The sequence below is a fragment of the Halogranum roseipondis genome, from assembly GCF_059695585.1.
Genome location: NZ_CM185235.1, coordinates 1,773,146 through 1,795,555, shown reverse-complemented (window position 1 = coordinate 1,795,555; position 22,410 = coordinate 1,773,146). Strand labels below are relative to the sequence as shown.

The 22,410-nt window shown below is 60.6% G+C and carries 18 protein-coding genes and 2 pseudogenes; 4 read left to right on the top strand and 16 right to left on the bottom strand.

The annotated features are described in order from the left end of the window. The first annotated feature begins 43 nt into the window (after positions 1-43). Positions 44-1,132: a TrmB family transcriptional regulator gene (locus EOHIBHHM_RS09520; protein WP_497256847.1), complete on the top strand. Its 1,089-nt coding sequence runs from the start codon at positions 44-46 to the stop codon at positions 1,130-1,132. A 30-nt stretch (positions 1,133-1,162) separates the two neighbouring features. Here the strand turns inward: EOHIBHHM_RS09520 and EOHIBHHM_RS09515 are convergent, their stop codons facing one another. From EOHIBHHM_RS09515 to EOHIBHHM_RS09470, 10 genes are all read right to left on the bottom strand, one after another. Next, the gene (locus EOHIBHHM_RS09515; protein WP_497256845.1) at positions 1,163-3,373 is read right to left on the bottom strand and encodes a glycoside hydrolase family 3 N-terminal domain-containing protein; all 2,211 of its coding nucleotides are present in this window, start codon (positions 3,371-3,373) and stop codon (positions 1,163-1,165) included. After that, complete coding sequence (locus EOHIBHHM_RS09510) at positions 3,370-6,048, bottom strand: glycosyl hydrolase (protein ID WP_497256843.1); 2,679 nt, start codon at positions 6,046-6,048, stop codon at positions 3,370-3,372. Before EOHIBHHM_RS09510 ends, EOHIBHHM_RS09515 begins: the two co-directional genes overlap by 4 nt. A 14-nt stretch (positions 6,049-6,062) precedes the next feature. Then, positions 6,063-7,139: an ABC transporter ATP-binding protein gene (locus EOHIBHHM_RS09505; RefSeq protein WP_497256841.1), complete on the bottom strand. Its 1,077-nt coding sequence runs from the start codon at positions 7,137-7,139 to the stop codon at positions 6,063-6,065. Continuing rightward, the gene (locus EOHIBHHM_RS09500) at positions 7,136-8,209 is read right to left on the bottom strand and encodes an ABC transporter ATP-binding protein (RefSeq protein WP_497256839.1); all 1,074 of its coding nucleotides are present in this window, start codon (positions 8,207-8,209) and stop codon (positions 7,136-7,138) included. Before EOHIBHHM_RS09500 ends, EOHIBHHM_RS09505 begins: the two co-directional genes overlap by 4 nt. Next, complete coding sequence (locus EOHIBHHM_RS09495; RefSeq protein WP_497256837.1) at positions 8,206-9,339, bottom strand: ABC transporter permease; 1,134 nt, start codon at positions 9,337-9,339, stop codon at positions 8,206-8,208. Before EOHIBHHM_RS09495 ends, EOHIBHHM_RS09500 begins: the two co-directional genes overlap by 4 nt. After that, positions 9,336-10,361, bottom strand: a complete 1,026-nt coding sequence (locus EOHIBHHM_RS09490) for an ABC transporter permease (protein ID WP_497256835.1) — start codon at positions 10,359-10,361, stop codon at positions 9,336-9,338. The genes EOHIBHHM_RS09495 and EOHIBHHM_RS09490 overlap by 4 nt, the downstream gene beginning before the upstream one ends. Before the next feature lie 7 nt (positions 10,362-10,368). Continuing rightward, positions 10,369-11,979: an ABC transporter substrate-binding protein gene (locus tag EOHIBHHM_RS09485; RefSeq protein WP_497256833.1), complete on the bottom strand. Its 1,611-nt coding sequence runs from the start codon at positions 11,977-11,979 to the stop codon at positions 10,369-10,371. Between the two features lie 359 nt (positions 11,980-12,338). After that, the gene (locus EOHIBHHM_RS09480; protein ID WP_089820461.1) at positions 12,339-12,533 is read right to left on the bottom strand and encodes a hypothetical protein; all 195 of its coding nucleotides are present in this window, start codon (positions 12,531-12,533) and stop codon (positions 12,339-12,341) included. 421 nt (positions 12,534-12,954) lie between these two features. Continuing rightward, the gene (locus EOHIBHHM_RS09475) at positions 12,955-13,758 is read right to left on the bottom strand and encodes a DUF6036 family nucleotidyltransferase (RefSeq protein WP_497256831.1); all 804 of its coding nucleotides are present in this window, start codon (positions 13,756-13,758) and stop codon (positions 12,955-12,957) included. Next, the gene (locus tag EOHIBHHM_RS09470) at positions 13,755-14,681 is read right to left on the bottom strand and encodes a MarR family transcriptional regulator (protein ID WP_497256829.1); all 927 of its coding nucleotides are present in this window, start codon (positions 14,679-14,681) and stop codon (positions 13,755-13,757) included. The genes EOHIBHHM_RS09475 and EOHIBHHM_RS09470 overlap by 4 nt, the downstream gene beginning before the upstream one ends. Before the next feature lie 158 nt (positions 14,682-14,839). Here EOHIBHHM_RS09470 and EOHIBHHM_RS09465 point away from each other — a divergent pair, with 158 nt between their 5' ends. Both EOHIBHHM_RS09465 and EOHIBHHM_RS09460 read left to right on the top strand, forming a co-directional pair. Next, positions 14,840-16,231: an ATP-binding protein gene (locus EOHIBHHM_RS09465; protein ID WP_497256827.1), complete on the top strand. Its 1,392-nt coding sequence runs from the start codon at positions 14,840-14,842 to the stop codon at positions 16,229-16,231. A gap of 265 nt (positions 16,232-16,496) precedes the next feature. Further along, positions 16,497-17,879, top strand: a complete 1,383-nt coding sequence (locus EOHIBHHM_RS09460) for an ATP-binding protein (protein WP_497256825.1) — start codon at positions 16,497-16,499, stop codon at positions 17,877-17,879. 199 nt (positions 17,880-18,078) lie between these two features. Here the strand turns inward: EOHIBHHM_RS09460 and EOHIBHHM_RS09455 are convergent, their stop codons facing one another. Further along, entirely contained in the window at positions 18,079-19,017 is a 939-nt protein-coding gene (locus EOHIBHHM_RS09455; protein WP_497256823.1) for a transcription initiation factor IIB family protein, read from the bottom strand. 791 nt (positions 19,018-19,808) lie between these two features. Between EOHIBHHM_RS09455 and EOHIBHHM_RS09450 the strand changes: the two genes are divergently transcribed. Continuing rightward, a complete protein-coding gene (locus EOHIBHHM_RS09450; RefSeq protein WP_497256821.1) occupies positions 19,809-20,099 on the top strand; it encodes a UPF0175 family protein in 291 nt (96 codons plus the stop codon). Between the two features lie 106 nt (positions 20,100-20,205). Here the strand turns inward: EOHIBHHM_RS09450 and EOHIBHHM_RS09445 are convergent, their stop codons facing one another. From EOHIBHHM_RS09445 to EOHIBHHM_RS09425, 5 genes and pseudogenes are all read right to left on the bottom strand, one after another. Further along, positions 20,206-20,508 carry a hypothetical protein gene (locus tag EOHIBHHM_RS09445; protein ID WP_497256819.1) on the bottom strand — a complete coding sequence of 101 codons (303 nt, stop codon included), beginning with the start codon at positions 20,506-20,508 and terminating at the stop codon, positions 20,206-20,208. 11 nt (positions 20,509-20,519) lie between these two features. Continuing rightward, positions 20,520-20,696 (bottom strand): hypothetical protein, encoded by a 177-nt coding sequence (locus EOHIBHHM_RS09440; RefSeq protein ID WP_497256817.1) that lies wholly within the window; start codon positions 20,694-20,696, stop codon positions 20,520-20,522. Further along, positions 20,697-20,792, bottom strand: a pseudogene (locus tag EOHIBHHM_RS09435) (CopG family transcriptional regulator); the annotation flags it as partial. A gap of 63 nt (positions 20,793-20,855) precedes the next feature. Continuing rightward, on the bottom strand, positions 20,856-22,139 hold the full coding sequence (locus EOHIBHHM_RS09430) for an RNA-guided endonuclease InsQ/TnpB family protein (RefSeq protein WP_497256816.1): 1,284 nt from the start codon (positions 22,137-22,139) through the stop codon (positions 20,856-20,858). Between the two features lie 140 nt (positions 22,140-22,279). After that, positions 22,280-22,384 (bottom strand): annotated as a pseudogene (locus EOHIBHHM_RS09425) (CopG family transcriptional regulator); the annotation flags it as partial. Positions 22,385-22,410 lie beyond the last annotated feature (26 nt).

Below are 22,410 nucleotides of genomic sequence, written 5' to 3'. Positions count from 1 at the left end.
AAAACAGTGAACCTTCATATGCCGCTATCCACTGAGTCTGGCTATGGACCGTGACACACTCGCACAGGCGTTGGAGTATGCGGACTTGACATCCTATCAGGCGGATGCATACCTCACTCTCCTCGGGATGGGTGTGTCGCCAGCGATCGAGGTCGGCCGTAAAAGCTCGGTCCCAGTCTCACAGGTTTACGACGTTCTTCGAGATTTGGAAGCGAAAGGATACGTCGAGACTATCGAACGGGAGAAGCTCCACGTCCGCCCGTGCGAGCCAGAGGAGTCGATGGCCGACTTGGAATCCAGAGGCGATCTCCTCCACGATGCGGCCGAAGAGGTACGCGAGCGGTATCGACAGCCGAGTCGCGTTGACACACGCGTCGGGGTCACGAAACGCGTCGAGACGGCCGTCGAGAACGCACAGAACCTCATCGGCGAGGCCGGAACCGTCGTCGAAGTTGCAGGAACGTTCGAGCAGTTACAGCGACTGGCACCCATGCTTCGGGACGCCCGCGAGCGAGGTGTCGTCGTTCGCGCCGCTGTCTACGTTGACGACGACCAGACACCGCCAGCGGAGTTCGATCCGACTGATGGATTCTCAGAGTTGCGGGCGTGTACCATCCCGGGTCCGTTCCTCGTCATCATCGACCGGCATCGGACGTGTTTTGCACCGAACACTCGCTCCGACGAGGACTACGGCGTCTTGATCAACGACCGCATCCTCCCATTCGTGTTCCACTGGTACTACCTCACCTGTCTGTGGGATTTGTATCCGCAGCTCTACGTCGACGATGCCGACAGGCTGACCTACGTCGCCCTCGAGGAGTTCATCCGCGACTACTACCCCCTCTTCGAAGACGACTACGAGTTGGACGTCGTCGTCAACGGCATCGACCTGGCGACAGAGTCGGCAACGACATTAGAGGGGACAGTACGAGACCTCTCGTTTCTCGGTGATGGACACCCGCGGGAGAAGCTGAGTCTCTCGGACCTCGGGTCTTACAAGACCGTCCGACTCGAGACCGAAACCGGCAGCGTCGTCGTCGGTGGCTGGGGGGCCGTCTTCGAAGACGTCGAGATGCGAACGATCTCGCTCGTCGGCATCAGCCCAGGGAAGCAACTGTTCCCCGACGACTGATCAAACCAGATCCTGCGTGTGCAGTCGTTTTCAGTCGACGACTGCCGTGAGCGACGCGTCCAGTGACTCACATCGAAGCGAGAGTTCACCCGACTCGAATCGACTGCTTCCATCCGGACGAACGACGTCGAACGCCTCGGCTGCAATCTCGAACTCGACGGTCGTCTCTTCACCCGGGTCGAGTGAGACTCGTTGGAAGCCGACGAGTTCCTCGACCGGCGTGACGACCGATGCGTGCTCACGACCGCCGAACAGGTGGACGACCTCCTCACCCGCTCGCTCACCCGTGTTCGCGAGTGTGACCGAGGCTGTAATCGATTCACCTTCGGCAAGCGACGCATCCGACACCGACAGCCCGCGATACTCGAAGTCGGTGTACGAGAGGCCGTGTCCGAACGCCCACAGTGGGTCGTACGACGGCAGATGCTCGTCGTCGCCGATCGGGTAGGGATGCGGGAGATAGTTGTGTCGGAGTGGGAGCTGTCCCTCCGAGCGCGGCACCGAGATCGGGAGTTTGCCGCTCGGGTTGTTGTGTCCGAACAGCGTCTCGGCGACTGCCTGTCCACCGTCTGCGCCCGGGTAGTACGCCTGGACGATGGCGTCGACGTGTTCAGCGGCCCACGGGATAGCGAGCGGTCGTCCAGAGACGAGGACGAGCGCCGTCGGCGTTCCCGTCTCGACGACCGCTTCGAGGAGCGTGCGCTGTGCAGCAGGGAGCGTCAGCGCCGACCGGTTCGGGAACGCCTCGGTCGGCCCGTTCACATCTTGCGGCCCGAACTCGTGGAGATACCAGTTCTCTCCGAGGACGACGACGGCAGCGTCGGCGGCTTCAGCGGCTGCGACTGCCGCATCGAGGTCAGCAGGTTCGTCGATGCCCGACCCACGCTCGAAGCGAACTGTCGTGTCGGCGTCGACGACGGCTTCGATGCCCTCCTTGATCGTCGTGCCTTCGAGTTCGTCCGCTTCTTTGAGGCTCCAGCCACCGACCTGGTTCGTCAGGTCGTCGGCGTTCGGCCCCGTGACGAGGAGGTCACCGACGTCAGACTCGAACGGCAGACAGTCGTCGTTTTTCACCAGCGTCATCGACTTGCGTGCCGCCTCGAGAGCGACATCTCGGTGGGCGTCGGTGCCGAGTGTGTCTGCGGATTCGTCGGTGTCGACGAACGGGTCCTCGAACAGTCCGAGGTCGGACTTGAGTTGGAGGACCCGACGGACAGACGCATCGACAGCCGCTTCGTCGACTGCGCCGGACTCGACGAGCGAGACCATGTGGTCGACGTGTGCGACCTCGCCCAGCGAGTGAACGTCGACACCAGCGGTGAACGACTGATAGATCGAGTCCTTCGGACTCGTTGCGACCCCGTGGTTCTCGTGAAGCATGTTGATGCCGTTCCAGTCGGACGCGACGTAGCCCTCGAAGCCGAGGTCGTCACGAAGGACGTCGGTCAGCCAGTACTGCGAGCCGTGAGAGGGTTCGCCGTTGATGGAGTTGTAGCTCGGCATGACGCCTTCGACGTCTTCGGCGAGTACCTTCTCAAACGGCGGCAGGAAATCACGGTAGAGCGACGAGAGCGACTTGTCGACTGGCGAGGCGTCTTCACCGCGTTCGGGTTCGCCGTACGCCGGGAAGTGTTTCGCCATCGCGGCGACGTCGACGGGTGCACCACGAATGCCGCGGGCTTTCGCCGCGGCGAGTTCCCCGACGAGATACGGCGACTCGCCGAACGTCTCGAAGGTGCGCCCCCAGCGCGGGTCGCGAGCGACGTCACAGGTTGGCCCGTAGGTGAGACTCGACCCCGTCGCAGCGACCTCGGTCGCCGTGACAGTGCCGATGTGCTCGGCGAGCGTCCGATCGCGGGCGGCTGCGACGGCCATGTTGTGCGGGAAGACCGTCGTGTCTTCGACGTACGCATGCCCGTGGATGGCGTCGACCGGGATGAGAATCGGAATCCCCAGTCTGGTCTCCTCGCGGGCGATGCGCTGGAGTTCGTTGGCGATGTCGACGACTTCCTCGGAGTCGCGGTGTGGGGAGGCGCCGTAGCCGAACGGGGTGACGAAGCCGATCCCGTGCTTGCGGACCATCTCTTCGGCGTCGTCGACGGTTCGGGTTTCCCCCATCGTGCCGACGTACGTGCCCGCAAGTTGGGCGGCCTTCTCGCGAAGCGTCATCTCGTCGAGGAGCGTCTCGACGCGGTCGTCTGTCTCGTCCGTCTGCGTCAGCTGTGTGTCGTGAGTCGTCATAGCGTTGTAGTGTTGGTAGTCGTCTGATTCGCGGCGTCGGTCACCGTCACGGCGACCGTCGTCGGCGTGGTCTTCGTCCGCAGGTCCGCCGTTCCCGAGGCACAGCACCCAGAGACAGCCGTCGTCGTCTCGTCCAGCACCGTCCCCGCGTCGTCACGGAGGTCGACTGTGACCGACTGGAGGTCGCCGTCGGCGTCCGAGACGGTCCAGTCGACGGTCGCGTTCGTCCACGGTCCCGTCGTGCTGGTTGTCGTCGACACCGAGTCGATAGTGGGTGCACTCGAGCCGTCGGAGCCACCCGAGTCCGAGTCGGAACTCCCGCCCGTCGTCGCCAGCGAGTTCGCCGGAACCGACAGCGACGTCTCATCGGAGAAGGTCACGGTCGTCTCCGTGTCGGCGGCGTTGTAGGCGACGTAGGTCTTCGCGGTGCCGTCGTCGAAGACGGCGGCGAGCGGTGTGTCAGCCGAAACACTGGCGTCGACCGCACCGAGACCGTCCATCGCCGTCAGCCAGCGGTAGGTGTGCGCTTTCGACTCGCCGAATTCGACGGCGTAACTGGACGCCCGCCCCTCGAAGAGGCTCAGGGCGTCGGCCGGGTCGCTGAACGCCCGGTACTCCCAGAGGATGTCGGGCCAATAATCGAAGTAGTCGCCACCGTTAGCGTCGACAAGTTCGGTGTACGTCGACGCTGCGGCCGCCCGATTCCGACCGAGCGACAGCGAGTGCCCACCGACGGGCAGTGCGTTGATGCCGTGGATGGCTTCGACGTCGTCGGTCCACCAGGTGTCGTACTTGTAGCCTGCACCCCACACGATCGCGGCGTAGCTGTAGTTCCACGACGAGGGGTGGTTCTCTTCGTCTACGTCGTACCAGTACTCGTCGACGGCGGCCGTCTCGTGAGCGACGAGATACGCACCGAGGTCACGGAGTTCGGTGTCTCCGGTGTACTCGCCGTACAGCAGGATGGCCGCGTACGCGTTGACGGCTTCCGACGAGGACTCCTGGTTGTTGCCGAGTTCGTAGCCGGCGTTGCCAGAGGCCCACGAGTGACCGGCATACGGACCGAAGTTCCGCAAGAACGGATACATCGAGTCCGTCCGCGAGGGGTTTGCGTAGTCGCGGATGACGTGGTCGATCATCCCGCCCCAGTTGGACGCGTCGGCCCACGTTGGGTTCCGCCGTGCGATCTCGGCGGCACCCTTCACATAGTAGCCATAGTGGAAGTGGTGGTCGTTGAGGTCCGCTCCAGAGCCGAAAGAATCGTTGTAGCCGATGAGCGTCCCCCACGTGTCGTCGTAGTAGAAGACGTCCTCCGAGTCGGTCGACCCCGAGACAGACGCATCGAGCCACGTCTCCAGATCGGTTCGGAGTGCCGTGACGAACGTGTCGGCGGCAGTCGTGTCGCCGACCTGTTCGGCGATGGGACGTAACTGCGCGAGCCGCTCGTAGTTCTTGCCCGTCCAGTAGGTTCCGTCACCGGGCGTGTCCGAACCAGTACGAACCAGCGGCGACTCCGCCTCGACGTCGTCGACGTAGCCAGCGAGCCGAGTCTGGTCGACACTGCCGACGTCGGGCATGTACGGCAGGACCGGTGGGAGCTCGAGGACTGTCTCGAAGGAGGTGCCAGTCGTCGTCTGCATCGTCCCGCGCGGGGAGACGAACGTGTCGCCATCCAGTGTGGCAGTGGTGTTCTTGTGCTGATGGGGGTAGAGGGCGGCGATAGTGCCGCTTGCCGACGACTCGGCGCGATCGGTCGTCTCGAACGTGTGGGTCGTCCGCACCGCACCGGCAGCCTCGTCGTAGCTCCACGAGACGGTAGTTCCCGTGATCTGGTTGTAGGCGTAGGATTCGTAGCGCGAGAGCGCCGTCGTCGTCGCCTCGGGAAGGACGCCAATCGTGAGGTAGCCGGCCCCGTCGAGCGCACTGGTCAGCGTCGCAGATTCGAGACCGCTCCACGTCGACCCGTTGGGGGCGAAGAGACCGTAGTGGTGGCCGTTGACCGAGACGCCGAGGACGTTCCCTTGGTCGGCCCAGACGGTGGGCGTCGTAGCGAACGTGAGTTCTGCGTCCCCGCCCGAGATTTCCGCGAACGCGAACGGCGACCCCTGCGTGAGGGTGACGTCGAGCGTCGGCGTCGTCGAGTCACCCGCTCCCCAGCGAATGTCAGTGTGCCAGTCACCGTAGCCAGCACACTGCGTGTCAGCGAATGAGCCGCCCGTCGTCGAGAGGGTGACGTCGGTGCTGTCGTCCATCGCAGCGATGTTGTCACGGTTACTGTCCCCCGAGTCGTTCGTGAACGTCCACTCCGTCGGGTGCGAGAGCTCCAACCCCTCACTCGTCGCTTGTCCGGCAAGTGGGTGTGCCCACAGCGGGGACCCGTACTGTTCGAAGAGGATGCTACTCCACCAGTCGTTCGTCGGATACGGTGCGGCGATGTCGCCCGTGGCGTAGACTGTCGCCGGTGGCGACCCCTCCCCGCTGGGAAGTGTCGTGGTGTAACTGCCAGCGCCGACGCTGACCACACTCGAATCTGCTGCGCGGCCCTCCGAAGAGTAGCCAGCAATGCTGGCCAGTCCGAGTGCGCCAACACCACCGAGGTAGTGGCGACGACTGAGTGAGTGTGTCATGATCGACTCGCTTGCGTTCGCGTCGTCTGTCGTGTGTTCGTCTGTCATGTGTGTCGTGTGCGTTACTTCTCCGCTCCGTCGAGCGGAGTGCTGTTCCAGTAGGCATCGTCGTCGGTCGATCGATAGCAGGCGACGCGGTGTCGCCCATCGTCGCTGACAGTGGCCACGTCCGGTGGCGCTTGACGGCACTGTTCAGTGGCGTTCGGACACCGGGTGTGGAATCGACAGCCAGCCGGCGGGTTCACCGGGTCTGGGATGTCGATCTCGCGGACGGGCGGCTCGGTCGGTCCCTCGTCGACGCCGAGCTCCGGCGTCGCCCACTTCAGCACCTTCGTGTAGGGGTGCTGGGGGTTCTGGAGCACTTCCTCAGCTGGACCGAGTTCGACGAGTTCACCGAGATACATCACGCCGAGGCGGCCACCCGCGTGTTCGGCGATGTAGCGTGCGTTCGAGAGGTCGTGGCTGATGAACAGGAAGGACGTATCGAACTCTGCTTGGAGTTCGAGCATCAGATCCATCATCTCGACGCGAAGGCTCACGTCCAGCGCCGACACGGCCTCGTCGGCGAGAATCACGTCCGGGTTCATCAGGAGTGCCCGGACGAGCGCGACGCGCTGTTTCTCGCCACCCGAGAGCTGGTGGGGGTAGCGATGAGCGTAGTCCTCCGGCGGCGACATTCCCACACGCTCGATGAAGTGGAGGATACGCGCCTCGCGGTCCTCCGGGCCGAGGTCGGGTTGCCACCGTTTCAGCGGGGCGGCGAGCGACGAGAGGACGGTCCGGTTCGGGTTCAGTGCCGCGCCGGGGTCCTGATGGATGATCTGCAGCGACCGACGAATCTCCTCGAAGGGAATCTCGGGGTTGGAGCCCCAGCCTTTGGCCTGCCAGATATCCTGCCCGCGATAGCTGATCGAGCCGCCGGTCGGTTGCTGGAGACCGACGGCCGTCTTGCCGAGTGTCGTCTTGCCGCTGCCGGACTCGCCGACGATGGCGACGACGTCGTTACTGTCGATGTCGAGGTCGACCCCGTCGACCGCACGGACCGTATCGCGAGCTGCGAAGGGGTTCAGACCGCTGCCGGCCTTCTCGAAGTGGACGTCGACGTTCGAAAGCGAGAGCACCGGCTCGTCGGCACTCATCGTTCCACCCCCGTCGAGAGGGGAATCTCGTCGTCGATGTCGCGCCAGTGGTGACAGGCGACCTCGTGGGTCTTCGTCACCGACTCCATCGGTGGCTTCACGTCCTCACACTCCGGTGTCGCCATCGGACAGCGCTCGTGATACGGACAGCCCGCAGGGACGGCAACTGGGTCGGGCGCAGCGCCCGCAATCGGTCGCATCTCCGAGAGCGGCGCGTCGAGGTTCGGCGTCGCATTGAGCAACGCACGGGTGTAGGGATGTTTCGGATCGCGGACCATCTCCGTTGTATCGCCGACTTCAGCGAACTCGAAGGCGTAGAGGACGCCGATACGGTCTGCGAGTTTGGTGACCAGCGGGAGGTCGTGTGTGATGAAGACCATCGTGAGGTCGTACTTGTCACGCAGTTCCGACAGCAGGCTGATGATCGACCGCTGCATGAGCAGGTCCAGCGCGGCCGTCGGCTCGTCCATGACGAGCACCTCCGGCTCGAGAACTAACGAGAGTGCGATGAGCACTCGCTGTTTCATCCCCCCGGAGAGTTCGTGGGGGTACGAATCGAGCACGCGGTCGGAGTCGAGATAGAGGTCCGCGAGAAGTTCCTCCGCACGTTCGAGACCCGCAGCGACGTCGTAGTCGTGTGCCTCGAGCGTCTCGACGAAGTGCTCGCGGAAGTCCATCGTCGGGTTGAACGAGCTCATCGCCCCCTGGAACACCATCGAGATTTCCTCCCAGCGGAGGGTCCGAAGCGGCCCCTTCTCGAGTTCGAGTACGTCGACCGACTCGTCGTCGGGCGGGTGGTAGGTGACGGTGCCGTCGGTACGACCCGGTTCGACGACGGCGTTCAATAACGCCGAGGCGAACATCGACTTCCCACTCCCGCTCTCGCCGACGATGCCGAGAATCTCGCCCCGACGGATATCGATGTCGACGTCGTGGAGGACACGGGAGGTCCCGCGGTCCATCTCGAAGGCGACCGACAGATTCCGACACTCGAGGACGACGTCGTCGGCGCTCGGATCCGTGGCGGCGTCGACGACTGTCGTGACCTCCGTGGGGGACGACTCGCTCATCGGTCACCTCCCATGGCCGGGGCTGGTGACGTGGGATCGGGCGACGCTGGATCGGATGAGGAGGTGTCGTCGGCCGTCGACGTCGTGGTCGCGTGTCGAGCGCGGACGCGGGGGTTGAACACGCGGTCCATCCCCTGGGCGAACAGGATGAGTGCCATCGACAGCAGGATGATGGCGACCATCGGCACGAGGAGCCAGTGGGCGGCCTCGAGCGTGAGCATCCCGCCGTTGGAGTAGGCCAGTTGGAGCATGACGCCCCAGTTGGCAATCTCCGAGAATGGCAAGAGACCGAGGAAGTAGAGCCCGACCGAGGCGAAGATGACCCCGCGCATGGCGTTGACCATGTTGATCATCACGAACGGCATGATGTTGGGGACGACCTCCTTCGCGACAATCGTGGGCGTCGACAGCCCCATCGCCTGTGCGGCCTCGACGTAGGAGGTCGAGCGGATGGTGAGCACCTGCGAGCGGATGGCCCGAGCCATCCCGGCCCACGCCTGCAGCGAGAGGACGATGCCGAGTACGACCGGGCTCTTCGGTTCGAGCAGTGCGACGAGGATCAAGAGCAGCGGCAGCCCTGGCAGCGTCATCACGATGTCGATGACTGTCGAGAGCGTCTGGTCGATGCGGCCACCGCTGTAGCCGGCGAGTGCGCCGATGCTCGTGCCGAGCACCGTGACGAACAGCCCGGCAGTCGCAATCATCGTGAGCATCCGCGGGGTGGCGTGGACCACCTGTTCGAGGATCCCACGGCCGACGTTGTCGGTGCCGAGTGGCCACTGCAGCGCCAGCCACGGGAGAGAGACACCGAACAGCTCTGTCGTCGTCAGCGCGTACCAACTCCCACCGACGAGCCCGCCCTCGAAGGGGCCGACGAGCAGTGGGGCCTGCCCGACGCTGGGTTCGGCAACGAGCGATGGACCGACCAGTCCCATAAGACCGAACCCGACGAGGAGCGTCACGCCGATCCGCGCGCGAACGTCGTTCCAGATGACGCGAAGCGGGGCGGCGAGCCAGAGGTCGAGCACGCGACGGACCCGCTCGGAGCGGGTCAACGAGGACTCGGCGACGGTCCCAAACCCGCCGGAACCGCTGGTGGCGAACGTATTGGAGTGGTTCTCACGGCTCATGCGGAGTCACCGCCTGTGGAGACACGTGGGTCGACGAGGCCGTACGTCAGGTCGGCGATGAACGCACCGACGACGACGGCAAGCGTGATGAGGATGAACCCGCCCATCATCAGTGGGTAGTCGCGCGCCTCGACGGCAGCGACGATGTAGTAGCCGAGCCCTGGGTAGGTGAACACCTGTTCGAGGATCGCAGAGCCGCCGATGACGCCGCCAAACGCGAGCAGCAACCCCGTGTACATCGGGAGGATCGCGTTGCGGGCGACGTACCGCAGGGCGATACGCGTATCCGAGAGACCACGAAGCCGAGCGACCCGGAGGTAGTCCTCACCGAGTACCTGGATGCTGTTGCCGCGCATGGCGAGGGCGACGCCACCGAACCCGGTGATGACGACGGCCCCGATGAGGAGACTCGCGTGATACATCGCGTCGGCGACGAACTGGAACGTCGCGACGGGTTTGAGGGGATCGACGATCGGCACGACCGCCGAGGAGATGTGTCCACTCGTCGGGAACCAGCCGAGCGTGAACCCGAAGATGTAGAGGAACAACAGCCCCGTCACGTAGTTCGGCGTCGAGTTGAGCACGATGCCGAGCCCCGTCGTGCCCATGTCGAAACGACTGCCCTCCCAGTAGGCCATGATCGAGCCAAGCGAGATACCGACGACGAACATGAGCAGGATCGCGACCGAGAACGCGAAGATCGTCCACGGGAGCGCCCCGCCGAGCACCTCGGCAACGGGGGCGTTCTGGCTGATCGACTGCCCGAGATCCCCCTGCAGGACACCGAGCACATAATTGAGATACTGCTCGTGGAGCGGCGCCGAAAAGTCGACGTTGATGTAGTTCGCGACTCGTCGGTTGATCTCCTGTTGGGAGAGACTGGGGTTGTTGCGGATGAGCTGGCCGCGGAGTTGGTCGGCGGGGTTGCCGGGCATGAGCCGGACCAGCCCGAACGAGAGCGACACCACGACGAACGTCGTGAAGAGTGCCTGGAGCGTTCGTTTGACGAAGTAGTCGTACATCTGTGACTCACTCCGGCTTGGCGGTCAGCTTGCCCTCACGGGGGAGGTAGTACTGTGGCCAGTCGACGATCGCGGCGACATCCTCGTCGGTAACGGTGTTCCAGTCGTCGGTCGTCAGCCACGACTGGTCGACCTTCTCCATCAGGGGCGCCATCGGGAGATGCTGGTTGACGATCCACGCGAGTTCCTGCGTCTTCTGTTTGGCTTTGTCACCGGAGAGCCCAGCGAGCTCCTCTAGTTCGGGCTCCAACTCGACCGTCCGAGTCTCGCCATTCGGGTTGCCGAGTGGCGGCACCTCTACCGAGCGCGGGAAGTTCAGGATATCCCGCGAGCGGAAACCGTTGAGGAGCTTGTTGAGCGAGAAGTACGGGTACAGCTTTCCGTCGGGCCATCCGAGTCCGGCGACGACGTACTCTTGGTTGCCGTAGATGTCGCCCCAGTAGGACTGACTCGGGTTGAGCGACGCCTCGATGCCGAACTCGTTGAGGTCCTGGACGATCGATTGGCCACCAGCGGTCCAGTCGTTCCAGCCAGCCGGAATCTTGTACGGGAACTCGAGGGGTTTCCCATCGGCGTCGACCCACGTGCCATCGGCTTTCGAGAAGCCAGCCGATTCGAGCAGTTGCGCCGCCTTCTCGGTGTTCGGCTCGTACTTCTCGAAGTCCGACAGCGAGTTCCCGAGCCACTCTTTGTAACTGCCGTCGAAGTTGCCCGGCAGTCCACACGGAACCTCGACGGGAACGTGCATCTTACTGCCCGCGGTCTGGGCGAGTTTCTCGCGGTCGATGACGTACTGGATCGCCTGTTTGACCTTCTGTTGGCTGTAGTGTTCATGTTCGTGGTTGAACATGATCCCCATCCCCCAGTTGGCGGGCATCTGGATCTCACGGACGTGGTCACCGTAGGACTGCGCGATGTTCTCAGGCGTGAACACGTTGTCGATGCCGTCGATACTGTCGGTTCGCAGTGCCTGCCACTGCTTTTGGTTCGACTGGAGGTAGTCCCACCGCATCTGCGCGAAGTTGATCTGGTCGGCATCCGGATGATCCGCAAAGCGCTCAGCAAGCAGTTCTTGGTTTCGGGCGTGGACGAACGCGAACGGTCCCGTCCCGTTGGGTTTCTCGAGCGTCTTCTCGGTGAGTCCCGGCGCCTCGCCGTCGGCCTCGTAGGCGTCGAGGAACTCTTGGAACTCTTCGCGTGGGGTGTCGAGCGCGATCGGTTTCAGCGAGTAGAGGAACACTTCTTTGGCGACCGGGCGTTTGAGCCCGAGTTCGAGCGTCGTATCGTCGACGACGCTGACGTCCTCGGGGGCGACGATGTTGCTGAGGGCGGCCCCGTCGTGAATGTCGAGTTTGAGTTTGAACGCGACGTCGTCGGCTGTCACCGCGTCGCCGCTGTGCCAGTGGTAGCCGTCACGCACCGAGAGCGTCACCGACTCGTCGCCGATCTCCCACTCGCTGAGGACGCCAGGCATGAACGTGCTCGTCGCCTCGTTGACGTAGAGGAGATTCTCGAACAGCGCGAATGCCGCCCGGTCGGGGTACTTCTGGCCGTACGGGTTGAACTGCATGTCCTTCGGGACGTTCGTCGTCGCCGTGACGAACGTCCGGTCGGTCATCGAAACACTGTCTGAGCTCTGTGTCGCGTCGTCAGCTGTGGCCGACGTGCCCGCGTCGTCGCCGGCGGCTTCCGTATTCGAGCCCGCACAACCGGCGACGCTGACGGCCCCAGCCACTCCAACAGACTGGAGGAAGCGGCGGCGTGTTTTTCGTCGGTCTCTCTGTCCCTGTCCTGTGTGAGTATTGGACATGGACACTCAATTCCCCTCGTAGTACATATGTATTTTTCATGATAGTTTTGGTGTAGGAGCCCAATAAATACTTTAGCTGATACTTTTGAGCAAGTCAGAATACGGCGTGGTCGCGCACGCCCGCGAGTCCACGATCGAGCAGGTCTGGTGAGGAGGGAGAACGGCTGTTACGGTTCGAACAGTCGCTGGCCGCGTCGGGCAGCGATGGCGAGACCGACGACCGTGAGGAGGATGACCCCCAGTGAGACCTGCAGGATGGCGTACTCGCTCGTGCCTGCCTCGACGAACTGGAACGCGATGACGAGGAGCACGAGCAGTGTCGCGTCAAGTGCGAACAAGACCGACAGGAAGTTCCGACGCATACAGACTCCCTGCGACCCATCTTCAAGAGGGTTCCGCCGGCGGGCGTCCGCCCGCCGACGCCGCTCACCAACAACGAGTTGACCAGTCCGACCATATTTCCAACACGGTAACGTCTCTGTGAGACCCTCACAGTTACAGTCTTCGTCGTCTGGCTCCGTCTGTTGCCTCTCATCCGACGTTTCCTCCGGAGGGGCACCACCATCAGCGACTGGCCAAGTCGTCGCTGCAGTAAGCACTGGTGTTCGAATTGCAACGGCAACGCGGTGTTTGCACGCCCCACTCGAAGTGTTCGTCTGCGGAACAGGTACAAGAGACCGGGATGTCATCCTCAATCCGAACGCGGTATTCGTAGGTTTCAGGATTCGTGCAATTGCCGTTTCGAACACGGACGCTGCGACTGCGAACTAAAAGATCGTCGTGCTACTCAGTTGGACGGACTGTCTCGCCATCTCGTGAGACCCGGTCGAACTCCACGAGATACGCGACACGGTCTCGGACTTCAGCGACGTCGAGGTCCAAATTGGCGGCCAATTCGTCGACAGTCCTCGGGCGATCGAGCGTTTGGAGCACTTCGAGCCCGCTGTAGTACCGCGTCGTCAGCCCTTGGATGCGGTCTTCGATGGGTGTGGTTACCCCGTACCGTTCTTTCAGGTCGATCAAGGCCTCGTTTGCGAACGTCGTGAACTGGTCGTCGTTGAGTTGCTCAATCTGGGCACTGAGCTCAGTCTGGACAACGTCATAGTCGAGTCCAGCCTGTACGAGCATATTTGTATCCTCGATGTCGTCGTCACGGCCTGCAACCAGTTTGAACAGGAAAATATCCTCGTTGCTAACTAAACGAACGGTCAGTTGATTCGTCGTGAAGAACGGTTCGCTACATTCTCGCATCCCATCGGTTAGCACGAGCTTGTTCGCCACCTGCTGGTTGAACATGTCGAGCCGGCACCCATCAGCATTCTCGACACAGCTCGTCGCTCCCAGCGCCCGGTAGTCGGAATCGAGTGATTGGACCTCTGAATACCCGAGGTCCATCATGACAGCCCACAACTGACCGTACGCGTCACTGTCTGGAACGACGAGGTCGATATCCTTGGTTGCATCCTTAAGATTGCGGAGCGACATTGCACCGCCGCCAATCAAGTAGACTGTCAGCTGATTCGACAATCCATCTGCGATGCGCTGGAACTCATCTTCAATGTAGTTGCGTCCGAATGTCGGCCTCATTGGGGAAGAGACACCTCGTAGTCAGCTGCCAACTCCTGGAGTTCGGACCACTCCGGGAGATCGGTTCCCTCACCGTTACCGTGCGTTTCGAGGTATCGAAGCAAGGCGTTGACCGTCCCTTCCAGTCCGTATTTTGCCGCTTGGTCTTGGAGTTCGTCTTCGTCGACGTCAACGTGGCTGAGAAGGAGGAGACAGTACGACCGGTAGCGGGGACCGTCGTCGATTAACAGCGTGTGACAACACAGCTCCGCCGGTGACACCGAATCGAGTTCCGTGGAGTAGCGGTAGTAGCGGTGACGAGTCAGCAGAAACTGGAGGTCGAACGCCGCAAAACGCGCAAGCCCGGTCTCATGGAAGTGCTCGGCGTCAATCTCCTGTTCCGTTTGAGCGAGAAACTCGTCGTAGTCCTCCCAGAGAATCGTCCCGTCTGGAGCAACCGATTCGAGGCGTTGGCGATGAAGGTGGTGTATGAGTTCACAGGCGAATTCATGCAGCCGGCTGAAGTCGCCGTTGAAGTGATAGCGACCGTCATCGGTACCGACGAGACCACGGTCTCGAAATTGTTTGAGAATTCGGTTGACAGTGTTGCGGTAGTTACCGCTCTGTTCAGCGATGTCGGCAACGGTTCGTGGCTGGTCACAATAATAGAGGACCTCGAGTGCCTTGCCCGTCAATAACTCGGGGAAGTCGATGTGGGAGTGCTGGCGGACGAGATCGTGGTAGATCTCGACCGCTCGGGCATCCGAAGCGATAATCCGCTTCCGGCGGCCATCGCGTTTCGTGTAGACTAACCCATGCTTGACGAGGTCTGTAACCGCCCTAGAGAGGTAGCTCTCGCTATAGTCCAGCTTCGTTGCCAACTCGGAGATCGTGTCGCCACGTTCGACGACAGCGAGGACCTCAAGTTCAATGCGTCGCAACACGCTGTAACATAATACGAACTTCATTTATAAAGAAGTTTCGAGTAGTGTTACACCAGACGGACGATTTGATTAGGAAATCTAGATTAGTGAAATCGTAGTTTTGTAAATCGAGATTCTACAAATCGAGATTCTATAACAGAGTGTATCGTACACTCCCAATGGAAGACCGTGTGTTCGTGAACCGCGACGACGAACTTGAGGCACTTCGATCGCGATATGCACGCGAGCAGGCGGAGTTCATCGTTGTCTATGGCCGCCGACGCCTCGGAAAGAGTGCGCTTGTTCGGGAGTCGATCAAAGACTACCCAAAAGCGGTCTACTGGCAAGCCACCGAGGAGACGCCAGAGGTTCAGCTCACAGATTTCGTTGACACAGCAAGCGAGTCGTATCCACACCTGACAGACATCAAGCGCGATTGGGAAGCATTGCTCCGAGCACTCGGTCGCGAAGACGCACTCGTTGTCATCGACGAGTTCCCGTATCTCGTGCAGTCCGATGAGTCACTCCCATCGAAGCTCCAGCGTGTCTGGGACACCACGCTTGAAGACACGGCGATGACGCTCGTTCTCGTTGGCTCTTCGATTAGCGTGATGGAAGAGAAGGTCCTCGATGGAGGCAGTCCACTATACGGCCGACGAACGCTTGCACTTGATCTGCCACCACTCGGGATTGGTGATGCGACAGCGTTGTACCCGACAGCCGACCCAGAGGAGCTGCTGGAATCGTGGGACGTCTTTGGCGGGACCCCCTACTATCTTCGCGCGATTGACCAGTCGAAATCACTCACAGCAAACATTCAATCGCTTATTCTGTCGGAGTACGGCGTGCTTCATACCGAGCCTGAGTTCCTGCTTCGAACAGAGTTCGGCATCCGTGAGCCACAGACGTACTACGCGATTCTACGGGCGATTGCGAGTGGCAAACGTGAGACAAACGAAATTGCGGGCTTCACAGGAGTCGATACGAATTCACTGAGTACCTATCTGACAAAGCTTCGTCGACTCCGATTGATTGAGCGCGATATCCCCGTCACGGCGAACCCTAACACGACGCGGACGAGTCGCTACCGACTGAGTGAACCGCTCTTTCGCTTCTGGTTCCGGTTCGTCTACGGGCAGGAAGAGAAACTCGTCCAGCTCGGTGAGGATGCCTACGACCAGCTTGTCGCCCCGAAATTCGCTGACTACATGGGCACGATGTTCGAGATCATCTGTCAGCAGGCACTCCCACAGCTCGTCCCGAAGTTGTACCAGAGGGTTGGCTACTGGTGGTATCAAGAGAACGAACTCGACGTCGTCGGACTTGGTGACGATGGCACCCTCGTCGCGGGAGAGTGCACGTACACGACGCGGCAGATGACAGAAGGCGACCTCGTAAGACTCGAGCAAACGGCAGCCAAGATTCGATGGACACCTCCGGAGGGAGGCGACCCAACCTACCACTATTGTTGTTTCAGTCGCTCCGGGTTTTCCACAGATCTCAAACAGGCTGCCGCGACTCGTGAAGGCGTCTCGCTGTTCTCCTCGAACGATATTGTCGAGAGATTTTGATTGTGAGCTTTCTCCTCGCCTTTCTGTAAACGACCACGGGTTGGGTGGCCTGTGGAACTCTCGCTGTTATCTAGTAGACGTATCTGAACACTCGAATCGGCTCCTCTCTGTGTTCTCCACATCAATTCAGGTCCGTAGTTTACTGCGGATCGGTGTTCAGATACAAACTCGAAGATTACCTATTTTAGAATAGCCTATTTCAAAATAGCCTATTTCAGAGTTGGCTACCCGGAAGTGTTATGCTGGTGTCTGGACGTGAGACAGCATGGACCGATTCGTGGACCGGGAGACTGAACTCTCGCGGCTTCGAGATTGCTATGACTCGGATGACGCTGAAATGGTCGTCATCTTCGGTCGTCGTCGCCTCGGCAAAACCGAACTCGTTCGACAGTCGCTGTCAGACCGCGACGACGCTGTACTGTACCAAGCGACCGAGACGACGCCACAGGTGCAACTCGACGAGTTCGTCGATGTCGCCTCAGAGTCGTTTCCTGGCGTCGACCGGATCAAACAAGAGTGGGAGTCGCTCCTTGGGTACCTGACAGAGCAGGATGCGATCGTCGTCCTCGACGAATTCCCGTACCTCATCGACGCTGACGGGAGTCTCCCCTCTGTCGTGCAGCGATTGTGGGATCAAGAAACCCAAGCGACTGCAGGAACACTCATTCTAGTCGGGTCGTCGATCAGCATGATGGAAGAGGCGACGCTCCTCGGCAATAGCCCGCTGTACGGTCGGTTCACCGAAAAAATCGACCTCCAACAGCTGGACTTCGACGCCGCATCCGAGTTCTTCCCGGACACCTATACACCCGAGAAGCAGGTGCTTGCGTGGAGTGTGTTCGGCGGCACGCCGTACTATCTTGACAGCGTCACACGTGACTCAGATCTCGGAACGATCATCCAACAGTCGCTCCTCTCCCAGCAGGGGTTTCTCCACAACGAACCCGAGTACGTGCTTCGCACTGAGCTTACGGAACCAAATCGATACTTTGCCATCCTGAAAGCGATCGCTGCCGGGAATACGACCACAAATGAGATTGCACAGACAATTGGAATCGATGGGAAGCAGATTTCGACGTACACGCAGAAGCTAGCGCGCCTCAGATTGATCGAACGTGAGGTGCCAGTCACCGAGGACAAGACAAAGTCACGTCGGGGTCGCTATCGGATTCTCGACCCGCTGTTTCGGTTTTGGTTCCGGTTCGTCTATGGGAACGAAGACCGGTATGACCGACTGGGCAGTGCTGCCTACGAGGCCGTTATCGAACCGGAGCTGGCCGATTTCGCGAGCCAAGAGTTCGAGATACTCTGTCAAGATGTCCTTCCGGACCTGTACCCTGCGGAGACGTTCATCGATATCGGCCGGTGGTGGTACAAAGAGCACGAAGTCGATGTTGTCGGTCTGACGAACGATGGCACGATGGTCACAGGCGAGTGCAAGTTCACGAACTCCTCGCTCGACTACAGCGCGCTCGCGTCACTCGAAACCCACACCGACGAGATTCGATGGTCACCAAGCGGTGAGTCGATAACGCATGAATATGCGCTCTTCGCCCGAAACGGGTTCACGCAATCGATCCGCGAGGCCGCCGCCGACCGCGACGACATCCGGTTGTTCGGCCTCGACGACATCGTCGGAGACGCTTGATCACCACTCAATTGCGGAGCAGAATTCACTAAGGCACTCCTCACTCCTCTCTTGTCATTGTCTTACAAATAACACTCCAAGGGACAGCTTCCCACCGACCTCGGTCGTGGCTGCCGGCCTCGCCAGAGGCCGGGAGCGGTGGGTGGGGAGGTGGGCTGTGGGTGGCTGGCGACGAAAAAGAAGCAGCCGAGGATGCCGACTACCGCACAGCCACCGTGTCGCGCTTCGCTTCGAGCACCCTCGTCGGCGCCGTCCGTCCATGCCGTGTCTCGTAGGTGTTGTAGAGTGCCTGCGAGTACTGTGCGACCTTCGATTTCGACGTCGCACACACCGGCCGTGCCGCCGCGACCACCTGCGCTTGGGTCAGACTCTTTCCAGGGGTCAGCCGGTCTGCCGCATACACCGCCGCCGCCGCAACCGTCAGGCGTGCCGTCCCACCGCCGACTGGCTCGTCATCCGCCATCCAAAGGAGATACCGCCCGATCTGGGCGAACTCGAGAAGCGTCCGCACGTCCACGACATCGCCCAGTCCTGCCAACACGGCGTTGACTGCTCCCGTCCGAACCGGCGGGTATTGCCCGACCAATCCACCCTCGATACGGATCTTCCGCGCCGCCGCACAGAGTCGCTCGTGGTCCGTCTTCGCGAACATGGCCACGTCTTCCGACCCGATGGGAAGCCCTGCTCGCCGCGCCGCCAACAACACCGCCCCACCCGCCAGCGACTCCCAGGCCATCCAGCCGCCCGGCAGTCGCTTCTCACTCGCGACTCGCATCAGTGCACACGCTTCCTCACGGACGTATCCCGGGAGTCCGAGATTCCCGCCGATCGTCTGCACATCTCGGAGCGCCTCGTTCAGCCGCGCATCCCGCTTGGCCATGCGCCGGTCGAGCCGTCGCAGCCAGCGCCAGCGACTCAGTTGCGTCCCCGAGAGTTGATTGCCGTAGCCATCACTTCGCAGGAAGAACGTCGTGTGCAGCCCCTTGTCGGCTCTGAACACCGTCGTCGGCTCGATGGCCCACTCTTGTCGTCCCGACCCATCCAGCTGCTTGTGCGCGCTTGATGACACCCCGCAGTCGACCGCGTCCGTCCGCACCACTAACCCACACTCACTGCAGATCGTTTCGATTCCAGACACACCGAGTCGCCCCGCACACTCGGGACACTCACTCGTCCGGTCAGTCGTTCGTCGCTCCAAATCTTCTTTACCGATGTTGCTGTAGTCCTTCATGGGTTTCTACCCGAAGGCGCGTCCACTACCGCGTCTTCTCCGACACTCACCACTACATGAGTCTCATCTCCGCCCAACGCTTCGTCACCGACATCCGCGCGTCTCGCTCGCGCCTTCGTGAGCGACCATCGGGAGCGAGCGAGACGCGCCTGTGAGGCCACAGAACCAGCACCGCGCGCCGGGGCGCCCACAGCGAGCGGCCAGCAGAGATAGTCTGTGCGCGTTTCGAGCACCGCAGGCGCGCAGAAACCGCCGGACTATCCTGCTGGCGGACCGGAAGGGTCCGAGCGACGCCCGGTGCGACGGCAGTCGCGCCGGGGACGGGACACGGCGAACGAAGTGAGGCGTGCCGTCTGTGGGCGGCAGGAGGCGAGCGGGGCGTGCCGTCGTGGACACATCGACCACACACGAGACGACCATGCTACACCGACACCACGGGTGGGATCGAAAGGGGCCGGACGCTCGGCGAACCCCGACCCCGCAAGCACCGCAGCGAAGCGAGGCGCGCAGCGGGGGTTCCGTACGCGAAGCGAACGGAAGCCAGCGAGACGCAGTCTCGCGTGGTCGCGGGAGTCGAGCGGTCGGGGGCTTTCAGGGTGTCTTGAGTCACGTTCCTCACCGTTGACGAGAACAACTCCCCAAGTATCGGAAGTTAACCCAATAGAGCCTTTGTACACAACGAAGATATCGTAGACAGCATGGGCACGATATCAACGCACGTTCCGGACGAGCTCGAAGAAGAGCTTGAAGAGTATCTCGAGTCGGAGAAACTCGACCGAAGCACCGGAATTCGAAAACTCCTCGCCGAAGGGCTCGAAGAGTGGCGACAAGAGCGCGCACTTGAGAAGCTCAAAGCGGGAGATGTCACCGTCTCGAAGGCAGCCGAGCGTGCGGGGTTGAACGTGTGGGAGTTCGCCCAACTCGCAAAAGAACACGACATCACGTGGGTCGGAAGCGACCACACAGCTGCTGACCTCAAGGATCTCTAACGTATAGCGAGTCTGGCGACGTAGGAGCGGTCTGGGTAGAGCTGAGCAACTGGGGGACAACACAGACAGAAACCCCATGAAGGTCAGTTGAGCGAGAGTGAAGACGTCAATCGAAGAGTTCCAAAACGTAGCGATAGATGGGTGCACCAAGCCAATCTCGTTGGTCTGCAATCGTCTCAAGCACAGCCGTTGCCTCATCATCCGAGAGCGCACCTCGCTTGACGAGTGCACGAAAGACAATCGGCGACAATGCGACGTCGCACTCGACAAGCTGTTGAAGCTCTAGCAGTGCGCGATAATCGTCGGTGATGAGAAATTGTGCATTGACGTTTCGAACCGCGAGAACACAACTGGCTTCGCCGATGTCGATTCGACTCGTCACCAGGTCTGGGCTCTCGACAGTAATCACCTCGATGCGATCTACATGAGCAAGTACAACTGCGGCTCCTCGTCCGTGGGGGGATCGTCATAGGTTGCAGTCTCTTCGAGTTCCGCAACGACGACAGATGTGGTTACGACATCGAATTCCTCAAGAAACAGTTCAAGAACGTCGCCGACGGCGAGTGAAACAAGCGCACTCGTATCTGCGACAATCATCTACAGATCTGCGAGTTTGTCTGCGAGCTCCTCACCGTTGTCCAGCACTTGTTTCGATGCTCTGACTGCTTCAGCATCTTGTCGTCCATTGACATCCTCCCGCGCGTGAACACGCGGGAATCCCACGGCACCACTACCGCTGGGTTGGGATATTGTGGTTTACGAGCCAGCGTGTTCTCGCGGTGAGAACGCACCGCTCTCTGAATCGAACACGAAGGTCGATGGCTGTGCCAACCAGCCGTTATCCCTATCACCGCCATCCGTAGCGAGACTCGGGAGTACTTTCTGTCGAATGTTCTCCGCTCCATTCACATCCGCATTAGCCACCATCTCACACGAATCGCACACGTACAGACCACGTTCAACGCGATTCGCCTTACGCTTGCGACCACAACACGAACACGACTTCGACGTATCTCGCTCGGACACCTGTTCGAGGGATATGCCCTCGGCTTCAGCCTTGTACTTGAGCAGCTTCGTGAACCTGTCAAACGCCCACGAGTGTAAGTCCAAGTTTCCGTGCTTGCCCCAGTTTTTCACGTCTCCGTCCTTGTCTTCACGGATTCCACCAAGGTCGCCAATCGCGATCGTTCCAACGTTTTCTTCGACGCATCGCTGAACGATGTGCTTTGAGAGCGCGTGGAAGTAGTGAGTACGACGAGCGGATTTTTTGGCGTTCAACCGCGTGGATTGCGCCGAAGCAGAATCATCACAGCGAGCGATGTGCTTGCTGAAGTAGTAATCATCCTGCTTGAGACAGTCCAACGGGTACAACTCCGCGAAACCATCTTCGTACGCGAGAGCAGCGAAGTTCTTCACACCAAGGTCTATGCCCACGGTGTTCTCACCGGGAGCATCTGGGACTTCAACGGCGAGTTTGCAGACCACGTGGAGTTCCCATTTCTGTCGAGAATCACTCCAGACTGCGCGGACTTGCTGGACGCTCCGTACGTCTTTCAAGTCCACGTCTGGGCGTGTCTCGATGTCGCAAAGGATGAAGTCAGACCAGTACTGTTTCAGGTTTCGACCCTTGGAGAGACGAATCCTGTTGTTCGTGGTATCTACTTTGAATCCTTTCTGCTTGAACGTGACTGTCGAACGCGGGTGCTGGTCGTTGTGTTTTCGGTAACCGGGCGGATTCGCTTTCTCATCTCCGTTTTGGCGTTTCCCATACCAACCGTCGAACGCTTCAGCGAGTTCTTCGAGAACGCGCTGACTCGATTGAGAATGTAAGTCAGCGTAGCGTTCGTGGGTTTTGAGGTAGGATTTCAAGTCGCCTTCTTCGGGAATGAGGCCAGTTTCGTCCCACACGCGGTCGCATGTCCAGCGACCGACGTTCCAGAGTTTACTGGCGGCGAAACCGAGCGGGTCGAGGTCTGACTGAACTTGCTCGTGGTTCCGAATGGACGCTACGAGTGTTCGGTCAACAACCTCACTCGCCATACATAACCTATATCGATAAAATTATATAATGGTTTGCATCTACGTCACGTGGAATATCCAGATTGGGTCTCGGCACGGTGGATTACGTAGAGTAGTGTCGGATTCATCCTGACCCTGAAGGGTCAGGTATTCTCCTTGTTCTCTATAAGGATCTCAGTCCTGTTTTTGTGCGTGATCTCTGCAGCGACATCCGCTTCCGTAATCAGCGCTTCTGGCAGTCGGAAATTGACTCGTTTCGTGCCCATATTGTACATCCCTTGTACCCACAAAT

Bases quoted from the DNA above. Each gene is read 5' to 3' on its own strand.
- EOHIBHHM_RS09520 (WP_497256847.1), top strand. From the start codon at position 44: ATGGACCGTGACACACTCGCACAGGCGTTGGAGTATGCGGACTTGACA.
- EOHIBHHM_RS09515 (WP_497256845.1), bottom strand. From the start codon at position 3,373: ATGACGACTCACGACACACAGCTGACGCAGACGGACGAGACAGACGAC.
- EOHIBHHM_RS09510 (WP_497256843.1), bottom strand. From the start codon at position 6,048: ATGACAGACGAACACACGACAGACGACGCGAACGCAAGCGAGTCGATC.
- EOHIBHHM_RS09505 (WP_497256841.1), bottom strand. From the start codon at position 7,139: ATGAGTGCCGACGAGCCGGTGCTCTCGCTTTCGAACGTCGACGTCCAC.
- EOHIBHHM_RS09500 (WP_497256839.1), bottom strand. From the start codon at position 8,209: ATGAGCGAGTCGTCCCCCACGGAGGTCACGACAGTCGTCGACGCCGCC.
- EOHIBHHM_RS09495 (WP_497256837.1), bottom strand. From the start codon at position 9,339: ATGAGCCGTGAGAACCACTCCAATACGTTCGCCACCAGCGGTTCCGGC.
- EOHIBHHM_RS09490 (WP_497256835.1), bottom strand. From the start codon at position 10,361: ATGTACGACTACTTCGTCAAACGAACGCTCCAGGCACTCTTCACGACG.
- EOHIBHHM_RS09485 (WP_497256833.1), bottom strand. From the start codon at position 11,979: ATGACCGACCGGACGTTCGTCACGGCGACGACGAACGTCCCGAAGGAC.
- EOHIBHHM_RS09480 (WP_089820461.1), bottom strand. From the start codon at position 12,533: ATGCGTCGGAACTTCCTGTCGGTCTTGTTCGCACTTGACGCGACACTG.
- EOHIBHHM_RS09475 (WP_497256831.1), bottom strand. From the start codon at position 13,758: ATGAGGCCGACATTCGGACGCAACTACATTGAAGATGAGTTCCAGCGC.
- EOHIBHHM_RS09465 (WP_497256827.1), top strand. From the start codon at position 14,840: ATGGAAGACCGTGTGTTCGTGAACCGCGACGACGAACTTGAGGCACTT.
- EOHIBHHM_RS09460 (WP_497256825.1), top strand. From the start codon at position 16,497: ATGGACCGATTCGTGGACCGGGAGACTGAACTCTCGCGGCTTCGAGAT.
- EOHIBHHM_RS09450 (WP_497256821.1), top strand. From the start codon at position 19,809: ATGGGCACGATATCAACGCACGTTCCGGACGAGCTCGAAGAAGAGCTT.
- EOHIBHHM_RS09440 (WP_497256817.1), bottom strand. From the start codon at position 20,696: ATGATTGTCGCAGATACGAGTGCGCTTGTTTCACTCGCCGTCGGCGAC.
- EOHIBHHM_RS09430 (WP_497256816.1), bottom strand. From the start codon at position 22,139: ATGGCGAGTGAGGTTGTTGACCGAACACTCGTAGCGTCCATTCGGAAC.